General features: G+C 35.4%; 10 protein-coding genes. All 10 read left to right on the top strand.

The annotated features are described in order from the left end of the window. Positions 1-744: aminotransferase class III-fold pyridoxal phosphate-dependent enzyme (locus P8H68_RS02075; RefSeq protein WP_300321004.1), on the top strand; the 744-nt coding region annotated here is incomplete at its 5' end. Between the two features lie 78 nt (positions 745-822). Then, a complete protein-coding gene (locus P8H68_RS02070) occupies positions 823-1152 on the top strand; it encodes a metalloregulator ArsR/SmtB family transcription factor (protein ID WP_300321002.1) in 330 nt (109 codons plus the stop codon). A gap of 21 nt (positions 1153-1173) precedes the next feature. Next, positions 1174-1644: a DUF6428 family protein gene (locus tag P8H68_RS02065; RefSeq protein WP_300320998.1), complete on the top strand. Its 471-nt coding sequence runs from the start codon at positions 1174-1176 to the stop codon at positions 1642-1644. A gap of 10 nt (positions 1645-1654) precedes the next feature. Next, positions 1655-2281: a protein-tyrosine-phosphatase gene (locus tag P8H68_RS02060; protein ID WP_300320996.1), complete on the top strand. Its 627-nt coding sequence runs from the start codon at positions 1655-1657 to the stop codon at positions 2279-2281. A 3-nt stretch (positions 2282-2284) separates the two neighbouring features. Then, positions 2285-3328: an ACR3 family arsenite efflux transporter gene (gene arsB / locus P8H68_RS02055; protein ID WP_300320994.1), complete on the top strand. Its 1044-nt coding sequence runs from the start codon at positions 2285-2287 to the stop codon at positions 3326-3328. 93 nt (positions 3329-3421) lie between these two features. Further along, entirely contained in the window at positions 3422-3613 is a 192-nt protein-coding gene (locus P8H68_RS02050; RefSeq protein ID WP_300320992.1) for a cold-shock protein, read from the top strand. A 150-nt stretch (positions 3614-3763) separates the two neighbouring features. Continuing rightward, complete coding sequence (locus tag P8H68_RS02045) at positions 3764-4204, top strand: thioredoxin family protein (RefSeq protein WP_300320990.1); 441 nt, start codon at positions 3764-3766, stop codon at positions 4202-4204. Position 4205: 1 nt separating this feature from the next. Continuing rightward, on the top strand, positions 4206-5192 hold the full coding sequence (locus tag P8H68_RS02040; RefSeq protein WP_300320987.1) for an FAD:protein FMN transferase: 987 nt from the start codon (positions 4206-4208) through the stop codon (positions 5190-5192). A 4-nt stretch (positions 5193-5196) separates the two neighbouring features. Then, a complete protein-coding gene (locus P8H68_RS02035) occupies positions 5197-5406 on the top strand; it encodes a DUF4266 domain-containing protein (RefSeq protein WP_300320984.1) in 210 nt (69 codons plus the stop codon). 12 nt (positions 5407-5418) lie between these two features. Further along, a complete protein-coding gene (locus tag P8H68_RS02030) occupies positions 5419-6897 on the top strand; it encodes a DUF3570 domain-containing protein (RefSeq protein ID WP_300320982.1) in 1479 nt (492 codons plus the stop codon). The last annotated feature ends 125 nt before the right edge of the window (positions 6898-7022 follow it).

Here is a 7022-nt window from a genome sequence, read left to right as displayed (position 1 = left end):
GCAGAAGAACAAAACAGTGCCTTTAGACCTTTGCTTCCGGGTGTAAAGTTTATTAAATACAATCATCTTCCGGATTTAGATAAAATCACTACAGAGACTGCAGCCGTTGTTATGGAAACCATTCAGGGCGGTGCAGGCTGTATTTTACCACAAGATGACTACCTTATCAAAGTAAAAGCACAGTGTAAAAAAGTAGGAGCTTTACTGATTTTAGATGAAATACAATCTGGAATTGGACGTACAGGACACCTTTTTGGTTTTCAAAAGTATGGTGTTACACCTGATATTTTTATCACAGGGAAAGGTCTTGGTGGAGGAATGCCTATAGGTGCTTTTATCGCCTCTAAAGAGAAAATGGACTTGTTACAGCGTCAACCTAAACTTGGTCATATTACCACATTTGGAGGTCATCCTGTGATTGCTGCAGCCGCTTTAGCAACTCTTACTGAAGTGACTAACAGTGACTTAATGCAAGAAGCCATCCGGAAAGGAAAACTAATAAAATCAAAATTACAACACTCTGAAATAAAAGAGATTAGAGGCACCGGATTAATGCTTTCCTTGATGCTTGAAGATCATGAAAAGGCAACAAGCGTTATCCTAGATTGTTTACAAAACGGTCTGCTTTTATTCTGGCTTTTATACGAAGGTCGTGCCGTGCGAATTACACCACCCCTTACCATTTCAGATGAAGAGATTCTCAAAGGATGCGAGATCATCTTAGACAGTCTTAACAAACTTTAATAAATTCTTAAATTTTAAAATATAATTTGTCAGCTCAATTATTCATCGTAATATCGCAATGAATAAATACACTTAGATATGGGATTGACAAAATCAGAAAAATTCACAGAGGCACAAAATCAAATCGCTGCCTTGGCAAAAGTATTAGGACATCCTGCTAGAATTGCCATACTACAACATATTGTAAAAATGGATAGTTGCATTTGTGGTGATTTAGTGCAAGAAATCGGTTTGGCACAACCAACGATTTCTCAGCACCTGAAAGAATTAAAAAACTCTGGAATTATCAAAGGAAATATTGAAGGAACGAGTGTTTGCTATTGTATAGACCAAGAGAATTGGGCTCAAATTGGCAATACCTTTGCTTCCTTTTTCGAATTTTCGTCCAACCCATCAAACTGTTGTTAAATAATATTAAATATAAGAATTATGAGATTATCAGAAATCAAATCACACTTGGGAAATCTTGAACAAATTGGATTTCAATTACCAAACGGAGAATTAGTACCAGAACATTTTCATGTTACTGAAGTTGGAAAAATTTCAAAGCATTTTATTGATTGTGGTGGTACCGTTAGAAAAGAGGAAGTAGTAAACTTTCAATTATGGGAAGCTGATGACTACAACCATAGATTACATCCAGAAAAGCTTGTATCAATTATAGAATTATCTGAAAGACTTTTAGGAATAGAAGATTTAAATATTGAAGTAGAATACCAAGGAACAACTATTGGAAAATATGGACTTGATTTTGATGGGAAAAACTTTCTTTTGACCACTACCCTAACGGATTGCTTGGCAAAGGACAAATGCGATATCCCTGAAAAACCAAAAGTTGAATTAACCCAATTAACTCAGAGTACTGCTAACAGTTGCGCACCAGGTTCTGGTTGTTGCTAAATAATTAAAAATGTCAAAGAACACACAATTTATAAAAATCACAGAGATTATTGAAAGTTTAGACACTTCAGTAATCTCTTCTGAAAGAAAAGAAGTCTTGCTTCCTTTAATTGAATACATCAAAGGAAAAGCAGTTGAAAATGAAATCATTCGATTGAATTTTATTTGTACTCACAATTCAAGAAGAAGCCATCTTTCACAAGTATGGGCACAAGCCTTAGCGACTTATTACGGCTTCAACAATGTGTATAGCTATTCTGGAGGTACTGAAGCGACAGCTCTTTTTCCTGTTGCTGCACAAACCTTGAAAAACCAAGGGTTCCAAATTGCAAAATTATCTGATGCTGAAAATCCAGTGTACGCAATCAAACACGCAACAAACGAAGCAGCTGTAATAGGTTTTTCTAAAACTTTTGATGATATATTCAATCCACAATCTGAATTTGCTGCAATTTTAACCTGTTCTAGTGCGGACGCAGGTTGTCCTTTTATTGCAGGTGCAGAAAAAAGAATCCCAATTACTTTTGAAGATCCTAAAGCATTTGACAATACGCCACAACAAGCAGAAAAGTACTTGGAGCGCAGTATTCAAATAGCAACGGAATTATCGTATGTTTTTCAACAAGCAAAACTTTAAGTCATGTCAGAAAATAAAAAACTTAGCTTTTTAGATAGTAACCTTACCTTGTGGATATTTTTAGCAATGATTCTTGGAGTCGGAATTGGATATTTTATCCCTTCTTTTCCGAAAGCAATCAATTCTATGAGCAACGGGACTACCAATATCCCAATTGCTATTGGATTGATATTGATGATGTACCCTCCATTAGCAAAAGTGAATTATGCTTTATTACCAAAGGTATTTAAAAACGTAAAGGTTTTAGGAACCTCTATATTCTTAAACTGGGTTCTAGGACCGATTTTGATGTTTGTGCTAGCAGTGACATTTTTACATGATTACCCAGAATACATGGTAGGTTTGATATTAATTGGGCTTGCCCGATGTATTGCTATGGTTCTCGTTTGGAATGATTTGGCAGATGGAAGCTCTGAATATGGTGCCGGATTGGTAGCAATCAACAGTATATTTCAGGTTTTTGCTTATAGTTTTTATGCATGGTTGTTTATTACGGTACTTCCGCCCTACTTAGGTTTTGAAGGAGCTATTGTAGACATCTCTATTCAAACGATTGCAGAGAGTGTCGCTATTTATTTAGGAATCCCATTTTTATTAGGGATTCTAAGTAGAGTTATTCTTGTAAAAGCAAAGGGAGAAGAATGGTATACTACAAAGTTTATCCCAACCATCTCACCACTTACCCTAATCTCGTTACTTTTTACGATTGTAGTGATGTTTAGTTTGAAAGGAGAGATGATTGTAAAAATCCCAATGGATGTATTGATCATCGCAGTGCCTTTATTGATTTATTTTGTTTCTATGTTTATCATTGGATTCTTTATTATAAAATCCATGGGTGCAAGCTATAGCGAGACGGCATCTGTTGCTTTTACAGCTTCAGGAAACAACTTTGAATTGGCAATTGCAGTTGCTATAGCCGTTTTTGGATTGAATTCTGGACAAGCTTTTGCGGGTGTGATTGGTCCCTTGGTTGAAGTCCCTGCCCTTATTCTATTGGTCCGCGTATCTTTTTGGTTTAGAAAAAGATATTTCAAATTGGCCTAATTGTTTAAGAAATAAAAATTAAGAAAAATAAAGTAAAAAAAAACAAGGCTTGTATATAATAAACACTACATTTGCCTTTTAAAATATATTATAATGAAAAACGGTACAGTAAAGTTTTTTAATGAATCAAAAGGATTTGGATTCATTACAGACACAGATTCAAACGAAGAGTTCTTCGTACACATCTCAGGATTAATTGACGAGGTAAGAGAAGGAGACTCAGTAGAGTTTGACTTAAAAGAAGGAAGAAAAGGTATGAATGCAGTAGACGTTAAAGTAATTTAATTAGCTACTCAATATTTTTATTGATCTCAAAAAGCTTGTCATTACGACAAGCTTTTTTTTGCTCTATACTTAAGGTTGTTCATTTTTATCGTCTATACTTATATTAAAATTTAACTATATTCGTTAGTACCATAACCAACCTACTTAACTATGAAAAGAATTATTTGTTTTCTATGTCTTACATTCTGCTTGACTTTCACTTCACAAGCGCAAAAATGGAACCATGATTTTGAGGCTTCTAAAAAAATAGCGCAGGAAGAAAATAAAAACATATTACTTGTATTCAAAGGCTCTGATTGGTGTGCTCCTTGCATGAAATTGGATCAAAAAATATTTGCTTCTGAATATTTTATATCCAACTACAATAAAGATTTTGTCCTATTGGAAGCCGACTTTCCTAGAAAGAAAAAAAACGCGTTGAGTAAAGAGCAACAAAAGGCAAACAACACACTCGCTAGCACTTATAATCAAAATGGACATTTCCCTTTGGTGGTTGTGCTAGATTCTGAAGGTACAGTACTCGGAAAAACAGGCTACAACAAATTGAATCCAACAGAATATTTAAATAGTTTAAAAGCTTTCACCAACTAAGATGAAAAAGTTTATTGTACTCTTATTTATTGTTGCATTCACCGGAACTGCGCAACAAAACTTCAAAAAATCTTTGGTTTTGATGGGGAGCGGTTTTGACATCACTGTGGTTGCCAAAGACAAAGCTAGCGGTGATCAATACATTCAATTAGCCATAGATGAAATAAAAAGAATAGAAAGCCTCATCTCTTCATGGGATCAGAATTCAGAAACAAGCAAAATCAACAGGCAAGCAGGAATCCAACCTGTTGTGGTTTCTACTGAATTATATTCTTTAATAGAACGCTGTCTTTCCATATCAAAATTAACCTCAGGAGCCTTTGACATTAGTTATGCCTCTATGGATAAGATTTGGAAATTTGATGGTAGCATGACAGAAAAACCATCAGAAACTGCTATTAAAAACTCTGTGGCAAGAGTAAACTACCAACATATCATTTTAAACAAAAATAACAAGTCCGTTTTCTTAAAAAATAAAGGGATGAAAATTGGTTTTGGAGCCGTTGGAAAAGGATATGCCGCGGACAAAGCAAAAGCACTTTTAAAGAAAAAAGGGGTAACTGGAGGGATTATAAATGCCTCTGGTGATTTGAATACCTGGGGCCAACAAACCAATGGAAAGGATTGGTTGGTAGCTATTACCAACCCACTCAATAAGAAAAAAGCATTTTCATGGATGCCCGTTAAAAATTCGGCCGTAGTAACCTCTGGTAACTATGAGAAATTTGTAGAATTTGAAGGTGTCAAGTATACGCATATCATAGATCCTAGAACTGGCTACCCTAGTTATGGTATTCAAAGTGTTACCGTTTTTACTAAAAGTGCCGAATTAGCTGATGCTATTTCTACTTCTCTATTTGTTATGGGAATAGAAGTCGGTCTTGATTTTATAAATCAATTGAAGGGAGTTGAGTGTGTTTTTATCGATACAGAAAACAAAATTCACAACTCCCGCAATATATCATTTAACGACATTACTAAAAACTAAGCTTATGAAACTCTTGTTTTATCTACTATTTATTACAATGCTCTTAGGCTCCTGCACGGCTGTAAAAGAATATGAAAAAGTAAGTCTTAACGACCCGGATATGCAATTATCTTCAAGGCCTATTGATCGATATGAAACCAACTTTCAGGTGTATAGAGAGAGTGCTTCTGGTGCCAATGGTGGTAAATCTGGTGGTGGTTGCGGTTGTAATTAAAAAATGGAAACTATGAAAAACCTATATTTAACATTCTCTTGTTTCCTTTTTACGCTATTCACAACTGTGGGGCAACAAACAAAGGATGACAGTTCAAATTATAAAAAACGTGTCTTAGAATCGACCGAGGTTGATTTCCTTGCAAGTTATTATACTCAAGATGGAGACAACGCCTCGGTTACAGGGGGTATTGGTACAGAAGAATTGACAGACTTTGCGCCCAGCATCGTAATTTCAATGCCTTTGAATGCAGATGATGTATTGACGGTTGATGTAGGAATCTCAACGTACACTTCAGCATCTTCTAGTAATCTTGATCCATTTGACTCTTCAGGAGCTTCTGGAGGTGGCGACGACGACGATGATGACGACGATATTATTTTAGATCCAACCAGCGTTACTGGGAGTCCTTGGGTGGCTTCATCCGGTCCTTCTAGACAAGATACTTGGGTTTCTGTTTCTAGTGCCTATAGTCATAGTTCAGACGACAGGAATACTATTACAGGATTTCATGCAAGCTTTGCAACAGAATGGGATTATATCTCATTTGGATTTGGTGGACAATTGACGAAACTTTTTAATAATAAAAACACCGAAGTCGGTATTAGTGCTCAGGTCTATTTAGACAAATGGTTACCCGAATACCCAACAGAACTCGATAGTTACCTTGAGGCTGGTCAAGATCTCAATGGTGGTTTTTTTGCGGGTTTACCAATATATGACGAATCTGGAGTTGAAATTGACAAAGACATTAATGATCCTGAATATGAAAATAAAAATTGGACTCCAAACTTTACTCGAATCCAAAACAAGGCAAGACATAGTTATTCTGCTTCCTTGAACTTTTCTCAAATCATAAGTAAAAGAGCACAGTTTTCTATTACAATGGACATCGTACAACAACAAGGTTGGTTGGCAAATCCTATGCAGCGTGTCTACTTCAAAGACAAAGCCAATTATTATGTAGGGAATAAAGACAATATCCCTAATTACACCTCTAAAACAAACACAGACGTTTTTCAATTAGCAGATGATATTGAACGCTTGCCAGATACTCGTTTTAAAATCCCTCTAGGCGCCAGATTCAATTATTACATCAATGAAATTTTTGTCTTGCGTACCTATTATAGATTTTACACAGACAATTGGGGTGTCACATCTAATACTGCTTACATCGAGTTGCCTATAAAATTTATGAGCAAATTCACCCTCTACCCTAGCTTCCGATATTATACTCAAACCGCAGCGGATTATTTCGCGGGATTTGAAACACATCAATCAACTCAAGAATTTTATACCTCAGATTATGATTTATCCGAATTCACAACCACGCAATATGGTATAGGCTTGAATTATACGGATGTTTTTACCAAAGCTCATATTTGGAATTTCGGGTTGAAAAGTTTGGATTTCAAATACAATATGTATGAGAGAAATACGGGATTGAAAGCAAATTTATTTTCATTTGGTTGCAAGTTTGTGATGGACTAAGCATATCTATTCAGAAAATAAAATACCTAATTATCTTTTTATAACTAAATATCGATAGTATATGTAACACAGGTTACTTTAGGAAATACTATTCCGTTTTAAATTTGCTGTATCATGTAAAGAAA

The organism is Flavicella sp. (assembly GCF_029238425.1).
Classification (GTDB): Bacteria; Bacteroidota; Bacteroidia; order Flavobacteriales; family Flavobacteriaceae; genus Flavicella.
This window is presented reverse-complemented; position numbering and strand designations above follow the sequence as displayed.

Excerpts from the sequence above, each read along its gene's own strand:
- P8H68_RS02045 (WP_300320990.1), top strand. The coding sequence starts at position 3,764 with ATGAAAAGAATTATTTGTTTTCTATGTCTTACATTCTGCTTGACTTTC.
- P8H68_RS02035 (WP_300320984.1), top strand. The coding sequence starts at position 5,197 with ATGAAACTCTTGTTTTATCTACTATTTATTACAATGCTCTTAGGCTCC.
- P8H68_RS02030 (WP_300320982.1), top strand. The coding sequence starts at position 5,419 with ATGAAAAACCTATATTTAACATTCTCTTGTTTCCTTTTTACGCTATTC.
- P8H68_RS02070 (WP_300321002.1), top strand. The coding sequence starts at position 823 with ATGGGATTGACAAAATCAGAAAAATTCACAGAGGCACAAAATCAAATC.
- P8H68_RS02060 (WP_300320996.1), top strand. The coding sequence starts at position 1,655 with ATGTCAAAGAACACACAATTTATAAAAATCACAGAGATTATTGAAAGT.
- arsB (WP_300320994.1), top strand. The coding sequence starts at position 2,285 with ATGTCAGAAAATAAAAAACTTAGCTTTTTAGATAGTAACCTTACCTTG.
- P8H68_RS02040 (WP_300320987.1), top strand. The coding sequence starts at position 4,206 with ATGAAAAAGTTTATTGTACTCTTATTTATTGTTGCATTCACCGGAACT.
- P8H68_RS02065 (WP_300320998.1), top strand. The coding sequence starts at position 1,174 with ATGAGATTATCAGAAATCAAATCACACTTGGGAAATCTTGAACAAATT.
- P8H68_RS02050 (WP_300320992.1), top strand. The coding sequence starts at position 3,422 with ATGAAAAACGGTACAGTAAAGTTTTTTAATGAATCAAAAGGATTTGGA.